At 44.2% G+C, this 19,377-nt stretch carries 21 protein-coding genes and 3 pseudogenes; all 24 read right to left on the reverse strand.

The window, feature by feature from the left end; genetic code table 11:
- A pseudogene (locus tag LI091_RS18730) lies at nucleotides 1-79 on the reverse strand (heavy metal transporter); the annotation flags it as partial.
- A gap of 58 nt (nucleotides 80-137) precedes the next feature.
- Entirely contained in the window at nucleotides 138-497 is a 360-nt protein-coding gene (locus LI091_RS05925; protein ID WP_021650476.1) for an ArsR/SmtB family transcription factor, read from the reverse strand.
- A gap of 492 nt (nucleotides 498-989) precedes the next feature.
- Nucleotides 990-2,504 (reverse strand): glucosaminidase domain-containing protein, encoded by a 1,515-nt coding sequence (locus LI091_RS05930; RefSeq protein ID WP_110102350.1) that lies wholly within the window; start codon nucleotides 2,502-2,504, stop codon nucleotides 990-992.
- Nucleotides 2,501-2,917 carry a phage holin family protein gene (locus LI091_RS05935; RefSeq protein ID WP_021650473.1) on the reverse strand — a complete coding sequence of 139 codons (417 nt, stop codon included), beginning with the start codon at nucleotides 2,915-2,917 and terminating at the stop codon, nucleotides 2,501-2,503. Before LI091_RS05935 ends, LI091_RS05930 begins: the two co-directional genes overlap by 4 nt.
- A gap of 92 nt (nucleotides 2,918-3,009) precedes the next feature.
- Nucleotides 3,010-4,410: a hypothetical protein gene (locus LI091_RS05940; protein WP_173746325.1), complete on the reverse strand. Its 1,401-nt coding sequence runs from the start codon at nucleotides 4,408-4,410 to the stop codon at nucleotides 3,010-3,012.
- Entirely contained in the window at nucleotides 4,410-4,583 is a 174-nt protein-coding gene (locus tag LI091_RS05945; protein WP_244094845.1) for a hypothetical protein, read from the reverse strand. Before LI091_RS05945 ends, LI091_RS05940 begins: the two co-directional genes overlap by 1 nt.
- Before the next feature lie 15 nt (nucleotides 4,584-4,598).
- Nucleotides 4,599-4,880, reverse strand: a complete 282-nt coding sequence (locus LI091_RS05950; RefSeq protein WP_244094844.1) for a hypothetical protein — start codon at nucleotides 4,878-4,880, stop codon at nucleotides 4,599-4,601.
- Entirely contained in the window at nucleotides 4,871-6,406 is a 1,536-nt protein-coding gene (locus tag LI091_RS05955; RefSeq protein WP_244094843.1) for a hypothetical protein, read from the reverse strand. The genes LI091_RS05950 and LI091_RS05955 overlap by 10 nt, the downstream gene beginning before the upstream one ends.
- 63 nt (nucleotides 6,407-6,469) lie before the next feature.
- Nucleotides 6,470-7,435: an RES family NAD+ phosphorylase gene (locus tag LI091_RS05960; RefSeq protein WP_173733894.1), complete on the reverse strand. Its 966-nt coding sequence runs from the start codon at nucleotides 7,433-7,435 to the stop codon at nucleotides 6,470-6,472.
- A 40-nt stretch (nucleotides 7,436-7,475) separates the two neighbouring features.
- Nucleotides 7,476-7,838 (reverse strand): VOC family protein, encoded by a 363-nt coding sequence (locus tag LI091_RS05965; protein ID WP_195273602.1) that lies wholly within the window; start codon nucleotides 7,836-7,838, stop codon nucleotides 7,476-7,478.
- A 27-nt stretch (nucleotides 7,839-7,865) separates the two neighbouring features.
- A complete protein-coding gene (locus tag LI091_RS05970; RefSeq protein WP_173733892.1) occupies nucleotides 7,866-8,300 on the reverse strand; it encodes a hypothetical protein in 435 nt (144 codons plus the stop codon).
- A 37-nt stretch (nucleotides 8,301-8,337) separates the two neighbouring features.
- On the reverse strand, nucleotides 8,338-8,520 hold the full coding sequence (locus LI091_RS05975) for a DUF6440 family protein (RefSeq protein ID WP_173733891.1): 183 nt from the start codon (nucleotides 8,518-8,520) through the stop codon (nucleotides 8,338-8,340).
- Nucleotides 8,521-8,592: 72 nt separating this feature from the next.
- Nucleotides 8,593-8,955: pseudogene (locus LI091_RS05980) on the reverse strand (hypothetical protein).
- A 1-nt stretch (nucleotide 8,956) separates the two neighbouring features.
- Nucleotides 8,957-11,793 (reverse strand): annotated as a pseudogene (locus LI091_RS05985) (phage tail tape measure protein).
- 134 nt (nucleotides 11,794-11,927) lie between these two features.
- The gene (locus LI091_RS05990; RefSeq protein WP_005608572.1) at nucleotides 11,928-12,560 is read right to left on the reverse strand and encodes a GyrI-like domain-containing protein; all 633 of its coding nucleotides are present in this window, start codon (nucleotides 12,558-12,560) and stop codon (nucleotides 11,928-11,930) included.
- A 24-nt stretch (nucleotides 12,561-12,584) separates the two neighbouring features.
- The gene (locus LI091_RS05995; protein WP_005608571.1) at nucleotides 12,585-12,917 is read right to left on the reverse strand and encodes a DUF3784 domain-containing protein; all 333 of its coding nucleotides are present in this window, start codon (nucleotides 12,915-12,917) and stop codon (nucleotides 12,585-12,587) included.
- A 47-nt stretch (nucleotides 12,918-12,964) separates the two neighbouring features.
- Complete coding sequence (locus LI091_RS06000; RefSeq protein ID WP_173733890.1) at nucleotides 12,965-13,381, reverse strand: YjdF family protein; 417 nt, start codon at nucleotides 13,379-13,381, stop codon at nucleotides 12,965-12,967.
- A gap of 243 nt (nucleotides 13,382-13,624) precedes the next feature.
- A complete protein-coding gene (locus tag LI091_RS06005; RefSeq protein ID WP_173733889.1) occupies nucleotides 13,625-13,792 on the reverse strand; it encodes a hypothetical protein in 168 nt (55 codons plus the stop codon).
- Nucleotides 13,789-14,115 carry a hypothetical protein gene (locus LI091_RS06010; protein ID WP_244094820.1) on the reverse strand — a complete coding sequence of 109 codons (327 nt, stop codon included), beginning with the start codon at nucleotides 14,113-14,115 and terminating at the stop codon, nucleotides 13,789-13,791. Before LI091_RS06010 ends, LI091_RS06005 begins: the two co-directional genes overlap by 4 nt.
- 54 nt (nucleotides 14,116-14,169) lie before the next feature.
- Complete coding sequence (locus LI091_RS06015; protein WP_173733888.1) at nucleotides 14,170-14,490, reverse strand: SymE family type I addiction module toxin; 321 nt, start codon at nucleotides 14,488-14,490, stop codon at nucleotides 14,170-14,172.
- 636 nt (nucleotides 14,491-15,126) lie between these two features.
- Nucleotides 15,127-15,453 carry a hypothetical protein gene (locus tag LI091_RS06020; protein ID WP_265190933.1) on the reverse strand — a complete coding sequence of 109 codons (327 nt, stop codon included), beginning with the start codon at nucleotides 15,451-15,453 and terminating at the stop codon, nucleotides 15,127-15,129.
- 63 nt (nucleotides 15,454-15,516) lie between these two features.
- Nucleotides 15,517-16,551 carry an alcohol dehydrogenase gene (locus LI091_RS06025; protein WP_265190934.1) on the reverse strand — a complete coding sequence of 345 codons (1,035 nt, stop codon included), beginning with the start codon at nucleotides 16,549-16,551 and terminating at the stop codon, nucleotides 15,517-15,519.
- 84 nt (nucleotides 16,552-16,635) lie between these two features.
- A complete protein-coding gene (gene iadA, locus LI091_RS06030; RefSeq protein WP_265190952.1) occupies nucleotides 16,636-17,784 on the reverse strand; it encodes a beta-aspartyl-peptidase in 1,149 nt (382 codons plus the stop codon).
- A 32-nt stretch (nucleotides 17,785-17,816) separates the two neighbouring features.
- A complete protein-coding gene (gene yfcC / locus LI091_RS06035) occupies nucleotides 17,817-19,337 on the reverse strand; it encodes a putative basic amino acid antiporter YfcC (RefSeq protein WP_021650661.1) in 1,521 nt (506 codons plus the stop codon).
- Between the last annotated feature and the right edge of the window lie 40 nt (nucleotides 19,338-19,377).

Below are 19,377 nucleotides of genomic sequence, written 5' to 3' on the forward strand. Positions count from 1 at the left end.
CCAATTCTCCGACTTCTTTTTCAATTTTTGCGGAGCAGTTCGGACAGTCCAAGCCTTTTAATAAAAATATTCGTTTCATAATGACCTCCTTGTAATTTGTTTAGTTGCTCAATTGCTCAACTATAATGCTAAAAATATTATTTCTGCCATAGATGCTCAAATCCCTTATCAATAATCTCTTTCACATGATCATCTGCCAGAGAGTAGTAAACTATCTGCGCTTCTCTACGGAATTTTACCAAATTCGCAAGACGCAATGCCTTTAACTGGTGTGAGATTGCGGATTTCGTTACCCCCAGTAGCACAGCAAGATCACATACACACATCTCACTCTGTTCCAGAGCGTGTAAGATTTGTACTCTGGTACCATCTCCAAATAGCTTAAATAAAGATGCCAACTGGATATAATCATCTTTGGGTTGCATCTTGGATTTCACATCATTCACAATATCCTCATGAATCACATCACAATTACAAATATAAGACGGTTTAGACATACACTTACCTCGTATAATCGGAGTTGAATAGTTGTTCAACTATGATTATATTCATTTTTTGTTCTATGTCAATAAGATTAGTAAATATCTTCTTGGATTTTTGTTTTTAACTGCTTAATACTTTTGTACCGCATCAAAGAATGTGTAGATGAGTTTGAATATAAATTCAAGGACTCCGAAACAGGAAAAATTAAAAAGTTCAAGATAACAGAAAAAAGGATTGTTACTTTTAATCCCAGACTAGCCAAGAAGCAGATATATGAGATTAACTTCTCTTTTTTCTTTTCGTAAAGATTCCTCAAAGTATCTTCCTTTTTCTGATATCTATAAATGAGCAAAGTTCGTGATTTTGCAGAAAAAAAAGATACCTCGATTCCGGATGTTATATTGAAAGCGACCAAAAACTCCACAATGGCAAACAGGGCTTTGCCCTAACAAAAAAAGGCTTCACACCACGACCACCGCCGCAATGCAAAGCCTCATCACTCACTATTATATTCTTGTCACAAAATCCAGCGAGATCCACCCATTCCGCTCTTTCTCATACGCTTTCAGCAGCCCCCACTTTGATGCTCCGACACCGTCAGCCTCAGCAACAATAGTAAAACAGCCAACACCCGTATATTTTCCAACCTTCTCCTGATCCGTTCCCGGCTTCTTCCGGATATTCAGATCCGAAATCTCCACACGAACCAGATACGGACGAAACACCTCTTCCTGCTTCTTATCCACGGAACTGTACACTGCCTTTCCATTCTCATCAAACACCGAAAATCCCGGATGCTCGTCTGCACATTTCTTTGCATTGTCCAGCACCTGAAATGCTCCTGCCTGACTTCTAGCATCCTTCCAGTCTTTTCTCACCCGGTACCAGACCTTTTTCTCCACCTTCACGCCATCAAACCGTGTCAGCCCATACTTCTCAATGATGGCACAGATCTTCTGTACATAAAAACTGTCCGTTGCATAGCCGCCATCCTTAATGATCCGGACAGCCTTCCGGTAATCCTTCTCCCCGGCCAGTCCCGCATATCTCTTTTTCTTCCCATTCATTGCGCCCAGCAGATAAGCAGAATGATCCGCAATAGACTGCTCCACACAGACATACTTCCGGAAATCCGCAGTCACCGTGTACAGCTTTCCGGTTCCATCATCCTCCTGCGTCTTCTTCCGGTACTTATTGGTTCCATCCCAGATACTTCCATTCCAAGTATTCCCAGACAACACGCACTTCATCCCAAAACAGTTATTTGCCTTCTGCGCCAGTTCCGTCCTGCCATAACCCGATTCCAGAATAAACTGCGCCGCAGACACCGAAGCCAGAATCCCACTGGTTTTCATATCCTCTGCACACAGCACTCCAATCCGCTCCGCTGCCTTCTCATCGGAAATCCCCAGAAACACAGAAGCCTGCGTCCCTTCAGCTTTCCCAGACATAGCAGCCTTCACAGCTTTCCTGAATCCATCCATCGTATAAGGCAGTCCCAGACCTTTCCACAGATGCTCCGGATCTCCATGATTTGTAGCAATTCCCCTTGCGTGTCCCTCTCTATGGGAAATCACCACACCATCTGCCAGCGGATCCAGACCAAACTTCTTACAAAGCATGGCAAACAATTCCACCGCTACTTCATACGTCCGCACTGCCGATGCCCTTGCCTTCGCCAGATCGGAGCAGGTAAAACCAGATCCGCTTGTGTACCGGATGCAGGCAGGCTCACACATCTCCACACCAATATGCGTATTATTTCCACTTCCCTTACTACCGGAGCCACAGTGCCATCCCCTGTGGTTCCATGGCAATGCCTGATACACCGTTCCATCATTTCCATCAATAAAACCATGCACACATGCACTTCCAAAAGAAGTGTGATTCCAGGAATCAAGAAAAACCTGTGCTCTCGGCTGCGGACATCCAACCGAGTGAAGCATCAGGCCTTTTACAGTAATTTTTCTCCCTGCAGTATAGCAGGGATTCTTAGTCAGAAAACTTTCAACCAGTCTCATTCCCCATCACTTCCTTTCCCTCTGTCATGCAGCTGTTCCAACACATCTTTCATCTTCTGCGGGATCGGCAGCCCCAGATGTCCTGCATTCTCCAGCAAGCTCACACCCTCATTGGAAATATAGAAAAAGATCACCGCTGTCCTCAGCACGGATCCGTTCCCGATCACAGCCACATCCAAAATATTCGCCATTCCCACCAGCAGAAAGATCAGCACCTTCCTGCAGATCCCCCGGAATCCCACCTCACTGGAAAGCGTATGGTCCGCAAAAGCACACATCACCCCGGTCAGATAATCGATCACCACAAAAGCGATCAGGGCATACAGAAGCCCGTCACAGCCTCCCATAAACCAGCCCAGCCATCCGCCTACAGCCATAAAAACCATCTGAATAAAGTTCCAAAATTCCTTCATGCCAGAATCCTCCTCCCATGAAAAAAGCAGCCTCCATTTCTGAGAACTGCCGTAAATAAGTTTTCTATCTCCATGCCTTGCGGCAGAAAGACCTACATTGTTTCCTCCGTCAGCGTATACGTGATCTTCATCGTTTTGTCCGTATTCTTCACCACCGCTGACGAAAGATTATTAATACTTGCCAGATAAGGCGTCAGAAGGTAAGCACACCTGTGCTCCTTCCCGTAACTGCCGCCCCACATAAACACAAAGTTCTTATACTGGAACAAAGGCGTTGCCATGGCTTCAAACCTTGCACTCCCCTGTGTTTTGATCACCCTGTCATCCGCCGTGATCTGGAAATCCCCTGCCACGATCATGTCACCGAGAAGCGTCATATACACCTCACAGGAACCAGCCTCCCCAAGGGATTTCAGTTTGGAAGTAAATCCCAGCGGGATCAGCGTCACATCCGCTGAATTTGCAACATTGATCTTATAAACTCCCTTCTTATCATAAGAAGGCACATACAGATACCCCTTCCTCACACAGCATTTTACATTCCGCTCCGGATAGGAACCGTCCTTTGCCCTTGTGCCCACTTCCGACAGCTTCGCCTTGGACAGTGTCCAGCTTCCCTCCGTAAAGGAATAATCCTTTTTGGAGATCCGGATCCACACCATCTTCGCATCCCCGGAAGCATTCGGCTCATTGGAAAATCCATACCAGTATCCGTCATGTCCGTCCATAAATTCCCCGTACTTCGTGTAATCCCCAAGGAACGTAAAACTTTCCGTTGTCAGTGTCTGTTCCTCCAGTACGGTATACGTGGTATCATCCAGCTTCTCATTCAGCCCGATGTTAAACACCGGGATCCGGATCTTCGTAATGGTCACACTGGAAGTCCCAAAGGTGATGGAATACAGCAGGTTCTTTTCAAAATCCAGTTCCACCGCCTCAAACAGTGTCATCTGCTTCGCCTTCGGGATATCCCCGATATCCACCTTTTTCAGAAGCAGGAACGTGCTGGCATCCCCTGCCGCACTGCCAAAAGCATTCTGCCCGCCCAGGGCACTGGTCAGTGCCACAGCTGCAATATTCCCGTTTCCCTGGCTGGGAGTGAACTCCCACGCAAACTTATATCCATTGTCCAGTTTCTTGCTCTCCGTCTGGTTCAGGCTTCCCCTCGCCACATTGGAACCGGAATTAACATTGTTGGAAGCATAAGCCACCGGCAGGTTCTTCCCCTGCTCGTAAATATGATCCGCCTTTTCTTCCAGCACTGTCGGAAACAGCAGGATCCCGCCGATCATGTTCGGGCAGATGGGAAGCAGCGTCCCGTTCCACAAAACAGAATTGTCATACTCCCCGCTGGCTTTCAGATAAATCCCCATGGGATTCAGCCCCAGAATATTGTTCACTGCCTCCGTGATCATGTTCGTCTCCTGAACTGTCTCCACCGCACCCGTATTCGTATCGGTCAGTTCAATGACCATTTCACCTTTCAACTTCATCACACACCCTCCATTTCTACCGGCCTGCAGAAACCGCTGATTCCCGCTCTCTCAGCAAAATACACTTCAAATCCTCTGTTCACCGTCTCCTTCATCTGCATGGACAGCGATTCCCGGAAACCATTCACATCCAGTCCTCCGCCAATGGCAAATCTCGTGGTATAATCTTCCACCTCAAGCTTTCCGTCCTAGGCTTCCCCTGCCGCCATTGCCTGTCCGCTGACAGAGGCAATGCAGTCTCCCACATCAACGGTCCCGCTGCCATTCTCCATCCAGAGATACACATTGAATGTATTCGTATAATTGGCAACAATCTTCTCAATGGGATAATACAGCGACAAAATATGTTTCCCTGAATGCCAGGTCTCCACCGGACAATGCTCCACGATCTCCTCGTTATTAAATTCAAAGACCACATGGCAGACCGCCTGTCCGTCTTCCTGCCACTTCACCGGCAGGCTCACATCCACAGAAACCTCCGAACCACTCCCGGTTCCGGATCCGGAATCCGAGCCACCAGCGACATCATCCGTACTCCCTGTATTCTCATCCCCGGAAGTATTTCCAACTTCATTCCCTGCCGCATCATTTTCAGAACTTCCTCATCCGATGTCTCCCCGGTTCCATCAGAACCACCCGTACCACTTCCAGTTCCACTGCCGCTTCCGCCCGGAAATGGAATCACCACAGTCCCGGAAGCCTCCGCAGACCGTTCCACCGGATCCGCAGCCACATCCACAACAACCTGTGCAAAAAACTGCATATGGTTTTCCTCAGAAGAAGCAAACTGGATACTGATCAGCTTCACCTTCGTCTGCCCGATCTCATGCGCGGAAGCATTGGTAAACATATGGATCCCGATCTTCCCGGTCTTCGCATTGTCTTCAATCTGATTCAGCAGTCCCGAAATATTCTTGTCATTTCTTGACTTTGCCTGAGCCAGCCTCGGGTTCTTCCCCACACATTTCAGGCTCTGCTTTCCCCCGATCTTCTGTCTGATGGAAGTGATGCAGGTGATCTGTCCCTCATCCGCCTGTCCTCCTGCAAATGTCAGCACATCCCCCGGATCCAGGGCAGGGTTCCCGATTGTATCCGAATCAAAAGGTACATAGTTGATCACTGACAGATCCGTCAATATATTCCTGCACAACATCTCTCTGGTCTCTGCCAGTCCAAACTGCAGAAGTGGGTTCACACCCAGATTCATGGTCAGCCCGTTATCCGGATCCAGAGCATAATACTCTGCAATCTGCGTCTGCTTGTTGGTGGAACTCACTGCCGTGTATCTGGTAATAAAATCCGAAAAACTGGAAGAAAAACGGTGTCTCTGCTCCACCTTCATCACAGGATCCTTCCCGTACTTTCTCAGTTCCAGTTTTCCCTCCCTGTTGATAATAAAGAAACCTCCCAGAACCTGTGCCACATAAAACAGCACGTCCCGGCAGGTCTCAATATCATTTTCAGTATAAACAGAAAGCGTCACCCCGCCATTCGGCATGGCATCAATCTCCGCCCTCTTATTCGCAAACTCCACTTTACACCGCTTACAGCACAAAGTAATAAAATCATAAGCAGTCCCCACAGTCTCAAATCCGTTGAAACTCTTATCAAACCGCAGCATAAAATCATACGCCTTCAGTTCCAGGCACTTCGCCAGACGGTTCGCCTCACTGACCTCAAAAACTCCCATCGGCACATCTTCCACCGAACCATCCGCCAGCACCAGATGAAACACCAGCGTCACCAGTGCATCCTCCAGCGTATACCTGTCAATATCACTCAGAAGTGTGATCCCCATCTCCGCAGCATACACCGTTCCCAGCTCAATCTCCGTACTCCCACAGCACTGCCTGGAAATATACCCGGAACCCTTCACAATCTCCTTTGCCCCGAACTCATACGTCATTCCGCCCTTGGTAACGATTGTACCCGTCCAGTAATATTTTCTTGTATTACTCCTGACTGCCCTCAGAAAAGCATCCGACACAGGATACATCCCGCCACCTCCGTTTCCGCACGAAAAAAAGCACCAGCCATTTCCATGACCAATGCTTATTTTTTACATTTCGTTTGATAATGGTAATTGTTGTTGTAATTTTCCGGTTAAGTCCATCATCTGGTAAATTGATGAATTATTAATTTTATATTTTTTAGTTTCACTTATATCAAATAACACATAATTTAAGCCTTCATTATCCAAAGAACTTTTAAAGCATAATCCATCAAACAATTTTTTTCCGTTGCTCGTCTTAATATGTTTAATGTATTCACTAATATATTGTGTTGCCAAGTATGCAGTATCACCACTGTAATTCGGACTTGAAAAATACTCCGACAAAACAGATAATATAATTGAACAATCCCACTCTTTTTGTGAACATCCCAGATCATACTGTGTTGTAAAATCAAACAAGTTTAAATCACTTTTTATCTCTATCTCAGCAATACTAACATATTGAGAAATCACTGGGCGTACTTCTAATGCCGCAGTTTTTTTATTGTCTGCAGCATATAGATAACTTATTCCTTTGGGATTAATTCTTCCAGCTCCAGCAATACCCTGTGGCGGAGCATCTGATTCCGTCTCATTATATCCCCACCATGCTTTTACACCATATTTATTTATTATTTTCTGTTCTTCAGTATCAAAAATATTTTTGATATTATTTTTCTGCACATATTCTGCCAGATTCATCAGCGCATAATTTCCATTATTTATGTCAAAATCAGGAATATGTACTGAAATGATTCTGTTAATATCATTCCTTAAAGAACTAAAATACTGCTGCTCATGATATTTATCTATCGTTCTCGCTCTAAATATTTTCGTGCCTTTTTCTAAAACTTTATGAGGAGCATCAACTAATTTATCAACTAATTTCAAAGCTTTCCCATCTGGAAAAAAACGGTTCTTCTCAGCTAATTCGTTTTCCAATTCCTCAATCCATTTTCTAACCTGCATCTCCTCTACCATCGATATTTTGTAAATTATCTTAATCCAAGGGTTATTTAACAGGTCATCCATATTCTAGCCTCCACTTCTTTTGTTTAACTATAAACATACTCTACGCAGGCGTCCCTACCTCGATCAGATTTCCATCCGGATCATAAAAACGGACTACCTTCTGTCCCCAACTGTGTGTCATAAGCCTGTTGACATAGTTTACTGACGGACACAGTCCTTCCAACCTTTCAACAAATGCCTCTATATCACGTTCTTCAAAATACAGTTCACAGGAATTATTCTGTGGAATAATCTCCTTTCCCAGAAAATCTTTCCATATCTTTTCATCCTGAAGCACAAGTCCTTCCGCCAGAATCATATTTCCGTTATTATCAAGCACCACCTCAAGGCCAAACAGATCATGATAAAATTGCCTTGACTTTTCAATATCTTTCACTACAATCAAAATATTTTTTAATCTCATTTTCCTCACCTGCAAGCCAGAATTGTCTTAATCATCACTTGTCAAATGCCATCCATTACTACTATGAACTGGATACCCGTATTCTTTACCAGCCCACTTTATTTTTCCGATGGCATTATCAAATTTATTCAACAGATTCCAGCAATAACTTCTATAATCCAAATCCAGATCTGGATTATTATAATCCTGTTGAACGTATTTTCTTGCTGTCTCAAGTTCCTTAAGACTAGCTTTATCAAACCATTTTGAACTGTATAAAGATCCTTTTTCTATTTGTTGTTTCAGTGTATTCCACACATCTGTTATTGCATCCTTATTCTTTAAACCTAATGCAGTTGTTAAGATAGCCGTTACACTAATTCCAGTTAAAAGAATCTGTGTTTTATGTTCTTTTATCCAAGCACTAAATTCCTTTTTACCAGTGATTTCTTCAATTTCAACAGTTCTTTTTTCTTTCTCCATAGTTTGTCCTCTCTGATATTTTTCCCAAAATTCAAAGTTATCTATTAAAAATCGGAGAAACCACCGGTTTGCCCTCTCTGTCAAGCAGCGGAGTCATTCCTCCTGCATTCGCAGCCGCATGAAACACATAGTTTACCCCAGTTTCCCTGTCAACCCATATTTCCATAACATTCATAGTTCCCTGTGAATAAATTCTTTCAAATCTGTCATTTTTCCCCATCAAAATATCCTCCTGATTTCGTTTTCATGACTTCATTATAACAGCTTCACGCTCCCCAGTCACCTCATATCTTTACATCTCCTTCAACATAAAACTCACCATCCACAGCCCCTTATAACTGGTATCCTTTTTCAGCTTCGCCTTATACCCTGTCACATACATCTCCGTCGTTTTCAGCCCTAGCGTCTCCGTATCAAAATACTGCACCGCAATCTTGTCTTTCTTCGCATACGTCGCCAGTTTCGCCAGCCACTTCGCCGTAACAGAAAACGACACCGGAATGCTCACAACCCCATGCCGCACCACATCCCTCTGTGTCGTCCCCGCCTCCGTCTCACCGCCAGAATCCGCTTCCACATCCTCCAGCTCCACCTCTTAAGAATCCGAAAGCGGCAGGTTCTCCCCGTCAAACACAAGATACTGAAAAAAAGCCATTCTATCTACCTCCGCTCCTCAGACTCATTCTCTGCTGTGCCGTCACGATCACCTCATCCAGCAGCTGGTTTTCCAGATAAACCGGAATCACCAGATCCCCCTGCTGTTCTTTTTGATCGCCCAGCACATCCTTCAGCGCTGCCACAATACCGGCTGTCAGATCCGCACCGCCGGACGTTCCCGTACCGGTCATCACACCACTTTCTGCCACAGCCATCTGCGGCGAAATCACCATATCCGCAGCCACACTGTTCACAGCCGCCTTTACCATGCCCCTGCTCTTCTCAATGCCCTCAGCCAGACCACTCATAAAGTCCGGCATCCAGCTCTCGAAATCCGTCAGTGGTCCTTCATCCGGCACAGAGAAATGCAGATGGGAACGGATCGTATTTGCCACATCCGTTACTGCATTGGCAACTGCACCAATACAGCTCCGGATTCCATTCACAATGCCATTGATGATATCTGCGCCCCAACGCCATCCGGCAGACGCAAGACCCGTAATATAATTCACTGCATTTCCCAGTCCGTCCCGAATCGTATTATAAATACCGGAAATCGTACTCCGGATTCCGGACCACATGGCATTAAAAGCACTGGAAACCGTATTCTTAATCCCGTTTACCACAGAAGAAATCGTATTCCTGATCCCATTCCACACGGAATTGACAGTACCCCTGATTCCATTCAGCACCGTAGAAATAATTGTCCGGATACCATTCCAGACAGTAGTGAGCACCGTCCGGATCGCATTCATCACCGTAGTAATGACTGTGCGGATCCCGTTCCATGCACTCTGCAAAAATGTCCGAATCCCGTTCACCACATTCGTAATAACAGACCTGATACCATTCCAGACAGAACCAAAAAATGCTGAAATCGCATTCCACACCGCCATAACCGTTGCCCGGATTCCATTCCACGCTCCCACAAGGAAAGTAGAAATTGCAGTGACAACCGTTGTGAACAGCGTCTTAATCCCAGCCCACAGACTGGAAAAGAAATCCCTGATGCCATTCCAGACAGCCACCGCCGTATTCCTGATCCCGTTCCATGCAGAAACCAGAAACTGGGAAACCGCCGTCCATACCTGGACAGCGACTTCCTTAATCTCATTCCACAGCCTAATCCAGAACTTCCGGAACTCCTCATTGGTATTCCAGAGATAAATAAACGCCGCCACTAAAGCTGCAATGGCAACGATCACAATAGCAATAGGGTTCGCCATCATCGTAGCACTCAGTGCTGCAAAAGCACCCTTCACCGCACTGATCGCACCGGCAAGCTTCGGTGCCCATGTCATAATCGTTCCAATGGCCGAAAGAGTCTTGCCTATGATGATCAGCACAGGTCCCAGAGCCGCAGCCAGAAGTGCAACGATCATGATCACACGTTTCACCCCGTCCGGCATGGCATTCAGCACATCCACCATCCCCTGCAGCCCGGAAACAATACTCCGCACCGCAGGCATCAGCAGATCCCCGAAAGAGATCGCCAGCTCCTGAAGCTGTGACTTCAGAATAGTCAGCTGTCCTTCCAGATTATCCTGCATGGTATCCGCCATGTTCTTTGCAGCATCCTTACAGTTATTCACTGCTCCGGACACCTTTTCAATATCCTCCGGAGCCGCATTCATCAGTGCAAGGAACCCTGACATTGCATTCTTTCCAACCAAAGCCTCCGCATTGTTCGCCTTCTCAGCTTCCGTCATTCCTGCAAAAGCTCCCCTGCATTCAGCCAGGATCGCAGACAGGCTCCTCATGGATCCGTCTGCATTCGTGGTAGCAATGGTCACATCCCCAATCGCCGCACCCGACAGCTTCACATCCCCGGTCAGGTTAGTCATGATGGAACGCATGGAAGTACCCGCCTGGGAAGCCTTGATACCTGCATTCCCCATCAGACCGATCGCTTCTGCCGTGTCCTCAACCGAGAATCCCAGTGCCCCCGCAACCGGCGCACAATACTTGAACGTCTCGCCCATCATGGACACATTCGTATTGGCATTACTGGAAGCAGCCGCCAGCACATCTGCAAAATGTCCCGAATCCGTTGCAGTCAGCCCAAAAGCCGTCAGCGCGTCCGTCACAATATCAGAAGTCGTTGCCAGATCTTCCCCTGATGCAGCAGCCAGATACATAACACCCTCAATACCGGACAGCATATCCTCCGTCTTCCATCCGGCCATAGCCATATAATTCATGGCATCCGCCGCCTCAGTCGCAGAGAACTTTGTCTTGGCCCCATCTCCCTGGCCTTATCCCGGAGGCTGTCAAAATCAGATCCCGTTGCCCCGGACACAGCCGCCACCCTGCTCATCGCAGAGTCAAAATCAGCGGCAGTTTTCACCGCCGCCGTTCCAAGCCCTGTCACCACTCCCGTCACAGGAAGCAGCTTCTGCCCAACAGAAGAAATCTTGTTTCCAACCGTCTGCAGCTTTTCACCGGTTGCCCCGATTTTCTGCAGGGCAGTCGCAGACTGGTTCGCCTGCTCTTCCAGACTCCGCAGTCTCTGTTCCGTCTCAATGATCTCCCTCTGCAGGGCATCATACTGGTCCTGGGAAATCGTTCCGTTCCGCAATGCCTCATCCGCCTGCTGCTGTGCAGTCTTCAAAGTCTCCAGCTTTTCCCTTGTTTCAGAAACCGCCTGTGCCAGCAGTCTGTGCTTCTGCGCGATCAGCTCCGTATTCCCCGGATCCAGCTTCAGAAGCTTCTCCACATCTTTCAGCTGGCTCTGCGTATTCCTAATTTCCGTATTAACCCCTTTCAGGGCAGTCTGCAATTTTGTGGTATCGCCGCCAATCTCGACAGTGATCCCCCTGATTCTGTTCCCTGCCATACGGCTCACCCCCTAAATCCCATAAAAAAAGGCACAAAAATACCCGGATCACTCCGGGCACAAAAAAAGCACCTGCCATCCCTGACAAATGCTTTCATTATCGTCTTCATTTTTTTATCAACAAAACTGGAAGTTTACAATTTCTTTATAGGATGCCTAATGACCGTTTTCCATTTTTCTGGGGCAACCTTTCTTGCATCAGACAGATATATTTCATGATGTAATCTTTCCATATTCATATCATTAACATATCCATTCTGCTCCAAATAAGCATCCATAAGTGCAACAGTTGCAGGTTCATCATCAAATGCCCCCAAGTGCATTATTTGAACACACAATCCCTCATCAATGGTCAAAAACTCTGCCGATGAACAGTCTATTTTTTTCTTTTTAGCTGCTGTTTCAACAGCCCATTCAAAATCTTTTTGATTCACAAAATCAGGCAGGCGGATAACTGAAATCCAATTAAATGAATCTTTATCTGCATAATTTACACCATGTATATTTTCCTGCCACCAGAATCCTTCAAGTGGTGGAACTACATATTCAAAAAATCCTGCAATTTTATAATCTGTCTTGTAACTCATTCTCAAAGTATATGCAACCGCATATAATACACTAATTGCCTGCTGATATGCCCCGCCTTCTTCGTTTGGATTACCCTTTCCTCTGACTGCAATATAATTTGCTTTTGGGACTGTTACAATCGCTGGTTTATTTTTAGGCATATAAAACTCTTTATATTCTTTCTTAAAATCAAAAGCCATAACTACCTCCTTAAACTTAAGTTGTTACTTTCTGCATAGCGTGTTTCCCAAAATGATAATCACCACGACATCAACCACAATGATTCCCACTGCAATATATATAAAAAATGCAGAAAGAAAGTTTTCAAACAAACCCATAATTAATATAAGAATTGCTATAATAGACATTCCAATTCCCGTTGTTCTGCATAACTTTTTTTCATCATACTTTTCCTTTTCTTCTTTTGAAGCCATATTGTATCCAGAAATAAACCAACTTCCGTGCCCAGAAAGTAAAATTATAGAAAGTACAGCAAATACCACAAAGACAGTCCATATTATCCAGTCTGGACCCGTAGCTAAATCTGCTAATTTCATATAAATGCCCTCCTTAACTTCCGATTTGAGGAAAAGCCCAAGGGACTTTAATGTCCCTTATGCTTTTCTCTTTTCTTTTGCTGTTTCAATTCAAACATTCGCTGTTCTTCCGCCTCTTTTTTCTTGCGGCTTCTCTCTTTATGCTCCTGTTTGTTCTGTTCCTGCTGTAATTTCAATACCTGCTGCGATTTTGTACCAATGCCGGTTTCCAGCATCTGCTTTTTTGCTTCTCGCTGCATCCGTTTCGGATTTCTTTTGATATCCTTTACAATAGTTTCAACAGCCGGACTGAATTTCAAACTGAAATAGTATTTTTGAATATATTCCTGTACTTCGTAATCTTTTGGTTCTGCACCAAATGTTGCCTTCGCCACAGATAGTTTACCATCTTCAATACGCTCAAATACGCCTACCCAAAATGGTTCTTCAAAATATACCGTCAGTTTTCCATTTACTTTGTCCATAAGAATCCCTCCTAAAATAAAATGAACAAAGAATGGACAACCCGGAGGGGCAGGTTACTTACCCTATTTACATAGGACGGCTGGGCTACCTACCAGCTCTAATACATTTTTAATGTACATTGCGTTTTTATCTTTGTATTTATAATCAAGCCATATGGCACGATTAACTTAATTCAGTAAATATTGATTTGATAAAACCCATTATACCCTTTCTGAATCATCCTGTCACCACATTTCATCAGATCAGAACCTGTCGAAATCCTCCTGTGTGGCAACCTTTCTCCACCCTTTGTACTCATCGTTCCTGCTCTCCACAAATATATCATTCACCATCCCGATAGTCAGCAGATCCAGATCCCGGATGGAAATCCCCAGCTGCACACACCGGAGAAGAAACAGGGGAGTTGTCATTTCACGGTCTGTTGCATGAAGTTTTTTTTAGCCTCAACATCTGTCTTAATGTTCATTCCCCACAGTTCAATCAGCTTCGGCAGAACCTGATAAATACTGAATGTATTAAATTCATCCAGCCATTCCTCCGGATTATCCGGAATAGACGGATCCGCATGCTTCGCCATCACATACGCAATGTTCTCAAACATCTCAAGGGAAAACAGATCCAGGGAAGACTTTTCCGGATCCCCGTCCCCGATACTCTTTTCCAGCACAGATAAATCCTTTTTCCCATCTCGCCAGTGAATAAGCCAGGTTCCAGGAGCTGGCAGTCTTGCCAACTCCCCCTTTAAATGATCCGCACATGATAATTCTTGCCATACTTTCTCCCCCTCTCATGCTTTCTTTCCATAACAGCCGATACTCTGCTTTGCCACATATTTTGCAGTAATTTCTTCTTTTTCATTCTGGTATCTGATTTTCAGTTTCTTAATCTCCTCATCCATAAATGCTGTTTTTGCTTCCTGCTCCTGTGCTTTATTCACATCCGGCGTGATAATCAGCTGACCATTTTCACATTTCACCTGCACATAATCCCCAAGATGAAAGCCCAGTTCTTCCAGCCACTTTCCTTTTAATGTAATCGCCGGAACTGTCTCATATTTATAACCGCTCTGTCCACAAACCTTCATATTTCTTACATTTTTCTTTGCCATAGAATTGACTCCTTTCAGACTTGACTAATAGATTTTTAGATAAAAAGAAAAAGCCGCTGACACGTTATCTTCTAACGCATCAACAGCTTCTGTCTTGCTTTGTTTCAGTGTATTATTCGGTTTTATTTAGGCTCTTTACCATCTTTAATACGGTAGTAATCATCCATATCCACGCTGAGTTTTACCGTGGTATCTGGTTTTCGTTTGCCCAAAAGGCACACAGTCTCCACATGGGCGGTGCAAGAGAACAAATCCATATATTATGGAAAGAAAACTTTTAATTTTGAAGTGTAGTAGTCACCTGGTAGAACCAGATTAACGATTATCAGCAAGGGGTGCATACAATATATACCCGATTAACGATTGCCCCTACATTCCCGAATTTAAAGTCGTTTATTTGTAGTCTCCTGGTAGTCTCACCCCCGGCGGACGCCAAATTATGCCCCAGTTTGCTCCATTATTCCGAGGATTGCGAGTAGTCATGGAGTTCTGCCGTGGCAGATGAAAAATATTTTTACCATTGTTTTATTTCTCCTTGATTTGCCCGGAAATGCCCTGTTTTGCAATGGATTTCGGGGATTTGTGAAATGTGTGTTTTAGCTGCCAGCTTGGCAAAATGGGACAATATTAAGCAAGTTATTGCGTGATCTTATCATTTCCAAGCAGAATACCAAACAGAGCATATCCCAGCATTCCAGCCTCATATCCTGTCAGTGTAAAGGGAAAATAGACATCCTTTTCTTTTACAAGTTTACAAAGCAGCCTTCCTGCAAAAATCCCACCTGCGGTCACTACGAAGAAGATAACCGGAAATATCACAGTATTTGCTTTAATACTTGCCCGATAAAAAATATAAAACAATGAGATTAGAAATGCAAAATTCATAACCAATGCCTGAAGTCCTTCAATTCCCTCTGGGTGGATCAGTTTTTTCTCTCTGCAGATCATCCCAATAATAAGCATTATGATCACGGGTAAAATTACTTGTAATAAACTTACTATTGTTCAGCCTCCCGTACCTGTTTCTCAGCATTCCACTGCTACTTTAATCACACCATCTCTCTTATTTTCGAACAATTCATATGCCTCTTCAATCCTGTTTAACGGATAGGTATGCGTAATCAGCGGTTCCGTGTTGATCTTACCTTCTGATATCAGCTTCAGAGTTTCTTCGCAATCGCAGCCATCCACTCCACCTGTTTTAAAAGTAAGATTTTTACCATACATATCTGGGAGTGGTAACATCTGCGCTTTATCATAAAGCGCAACCACTGTCACGATTGCATTTGGTCGGGCACATTCCCACGCCAGTTTAAATGTCGATTCTGCTCCGGCAACTTCAAGGACTGCATCAGCTCCACCATGCTCACTATTAGTCTTAACAAACTCTTTACAGTCTTCCGGTGAAACAGTAAACGTCTCCGGATAATGCTCATTAATAAAGCGAATACGTGTCTCGTCCTTTTCACATATAATAATCTTCGCTGGATTTTTCAGCATAACACTAAGTAAAGTACATATTCCTGTTGGACCGGCTCCAATGATCAGTACAGTATCTTCCTCTGTGATTTCAGAAATACGTGCTGCCCAATAACCAGTAGCAAGAACATCTCCTACCAGTAAAGCCTGTCTGTCCGTAACACCTTCCGGGATTTTATTCAATCCCTGATCTGCAAAAGGAACCCGGACATATTCTGCCTGTCCCCCATCGATACGACAGCCAAGTGCCCAGCCACCATTCTTGTCGGTACAATTGTTTACATATCCTTTTTTACAGAAAAAACACTCTCCGCAAAAGGTTTCTACATTTACAGTCACCCGGTCTCCCGGTTTTACATGCGTCACCTTAGAACCGACTGCCTCAACAATACCTACCATCTCATGGCCAACTGTAATTCCCGGGACTGCACGCGGAACACTTCCGTGTTTAATATGCAGGTCACTGGAACAGATGCTGGCCAGTGTCACCTTTACAATAGCATCTCGTTCATGCATGAGCACTGGTTTCGGTTTTTCCATTAGTTCAAATTTTCCCTTTGAAACATATGTATAAGTCAGCATTATTTTGCCCCCATCTATTAGAATGTATGCTAGTAAAATATCCGGTACGGAACACATCTGTTCTTATACCGGATATTTCTGATTCTATTTTGTATACACTGTTTTACCTCTTGCTATTACCTCAACAAGCTGCAGGTCCTGATCTAGGATACAAAGATCCGCATCATAGCCCTCTTCAATCTTTCCTTTTCCATTAAGGCGAAGGATTTCTGCCGGATTGGATGTTATTGTTGAAAGTGCAATTTCCAACGGGATATCCGCTTTAAACACACACTCTTTAACTTCCTTCAGAAGGCAGCTGGACTGTCCAACGCCCATTCCAAGGAATTCGCCATCACTACTGTACATCGGAAGGCTTCCCTGTCCATCAGAAGAAATTGTCATGCGGTTAGGATTTACTCCTGCATCTAACATCCGTTTGATACCATTACATACTCGTACCTCATCACAGATAGTTTCCCAATAGTCAATATCTTCATTTCCGGTAAAATCTACTGCTCCGCCTTTCAGCGCATATTCCATTGACTTGCAGAAAAGCAGCTCATTTCGATTGATATGTGTTGGCAATATTTGAGAAGCCGGTATCTCTGTCTCATCTACCACCCGTTCAATAAGATCTAAGCATCTCGGACTGTCACCAAGATGAACATTTACAATACCAGCTTTCCCGGAAAGAACACCACCAAGTCTTGTATCCGCAACGACACGTACAAATTCCTCAAAAGTCGGCTGTGAAGACCGATGATCAGAGATTGCGATTTCTCCAGTTCCAATGATTTCCTGAATCATCATAATATCTTTCACAATACTGTCAGTCAACGTACGAACCGGAATCTGATAACTGCCTGTATAACAGTATGCAGACATTCCCTGCTCATTCAATCCTTTTGTCTTTGCAACCAGTGCACATATATCACGACCGATTCCATCTGTTCCAAGGCAGCCAACAACTGTTGTTACTCCAAACTTCGTAAGTCCTTCCATAGTTGCTTCCGGAGTACGATTGGCGAATCCACCTTCGCCACCGCCTCCGAGTACATGAACATGACTATCAATGAATCCCGGAGTTAAAAGTAACCCCTCTCCATTGATCATTTCTGCCTCAGAAAGAAATCCGTCTGCGGATATAGAACCTGGATCTTTAATCTTAACAATCTTATCATTGATCATAAGTACATCTTTTTTCCCCAGATGCTGTGGAGCATAAACATCAATATTCTGAATTAATTTCATCATAAATCACTCCCAATTATCCAATGCATGTTTTAGAATCCAATTCCAACTGCAATAAGAACTGTAATGATTGCACCAATCATTAAGACACCAAGGAATTTCCACATGAATTTAATCCAGTTAGACCACTCAATCTTTGCAATTGCAAGAGATCCGATCAAACATCCGGATGTAGGAACAATCAGGTTTGTAAATGCATCACCAAGCTGGAATGCAACTACAGCTGTCTGTCGTGAAACACCTAACAGGTCTGACAGTGGAGCCATGATCGGCATTGTAATCGCAGCCTGTCCTGTTCCGGATACAACAAAGAAGTTAAATACGGACTGGAACAGATACATAAGTACTGCTGCAACCGCTCCGGAAACTCCAGACAATGCATTTGAAATATTATACATAATTGTATTGATAACTGTAGGTGTGGTCGGATCAGATCCACCAAGAACCTGCATGATACCCTGTGCCATAGCAACAACAAGTGCAGCACCAATCAGATCTTTTGCTCCATCTTTGAATGATATTGCAATATCATTCAGTTTCATATCGTTCAGTTTAAAGATAACTCCGATCACACCGGAAACAATTCCCATAATAAAGAACTGTGTAGCAATCTCCGGCATATAGTATCCTTGAGTCATAACTCCCCAAACTACCCATACTACTGTAGCAGCCAGTGTCAGAAGAACTAAAATGTGTCCAAGACCAAATGAATGTCCTTCGTCAATTCCTGTTTTTTCATTCTGCTCACGGAAATATGAATCAGTCTTATATGCGATTGAGATTGTCGGAGTCTTTTTGATCTTTGATGCATAGAACATAGTCATTCCACAGCCGAGTGCTGTAAATACTACCCACATTACCATACGGAATCCTGCTCCGGAGAATACGTCAATACCTGCAATACCCTGTGCAATACCTACAGAGAATGGATTCATCCAAGATGAACCAAAACCAATCTGTGTTGCAACATAAGTAACAAGAACTGCGATAACTGAATCATATCCAACTGCTACAAACAACGGACAAAGAATCATAGTAAACGGAAGCGCTTCTTCTCCCATCCCGAAAACTGCTCCACCAAGAGAAAACAGTACGAAAAGTATCGGAATCAGTAGTTTTTCTGCTCCCTCTGCCTTACGGATCAATCCGATCAATCCGGATTCAATCGCACCTGTACGGATCATGATGCCGAATGCACCACCTACTACCATAAGAAATGCGATAATCTCGATTGCAGAACTATTTACGATTCCGTTATACATATAGTTAAAAAATCCTGTTCCACCATCTCCACTGAAGAGTGCTACTCCTTCTGTTACTACATTTCCTGTATCATCTGTCAGATACTGGAAACTTCCGTCTTTGATTACTGTACGGGTTTTCTCAACACCATTGATCATATATGAAATATCCTGTGTTTCGTAAAATCCCTTTGGTACAAGAAATGTCATAAGTGCTGCGAAAACAACTACAAAAAAGATGATAATGTAGGTATCAGGCACTTGGAATCCCTTGTTAAAAGACTTTAACCCTTTTCCTTCGTTTTTGCTCATTTTTGAATCTCCCTCCCATTTTTCATTAAACCTGTCAATA

Source organism: Blautia sp. MSK20_18, assembly GCF_020553125.1.
GTDB lineage: Bacteria > Bacillota > Clostridia > Lachnospirales > Lachnospiraceae > Blautia_A > Blautia_A fusiformis.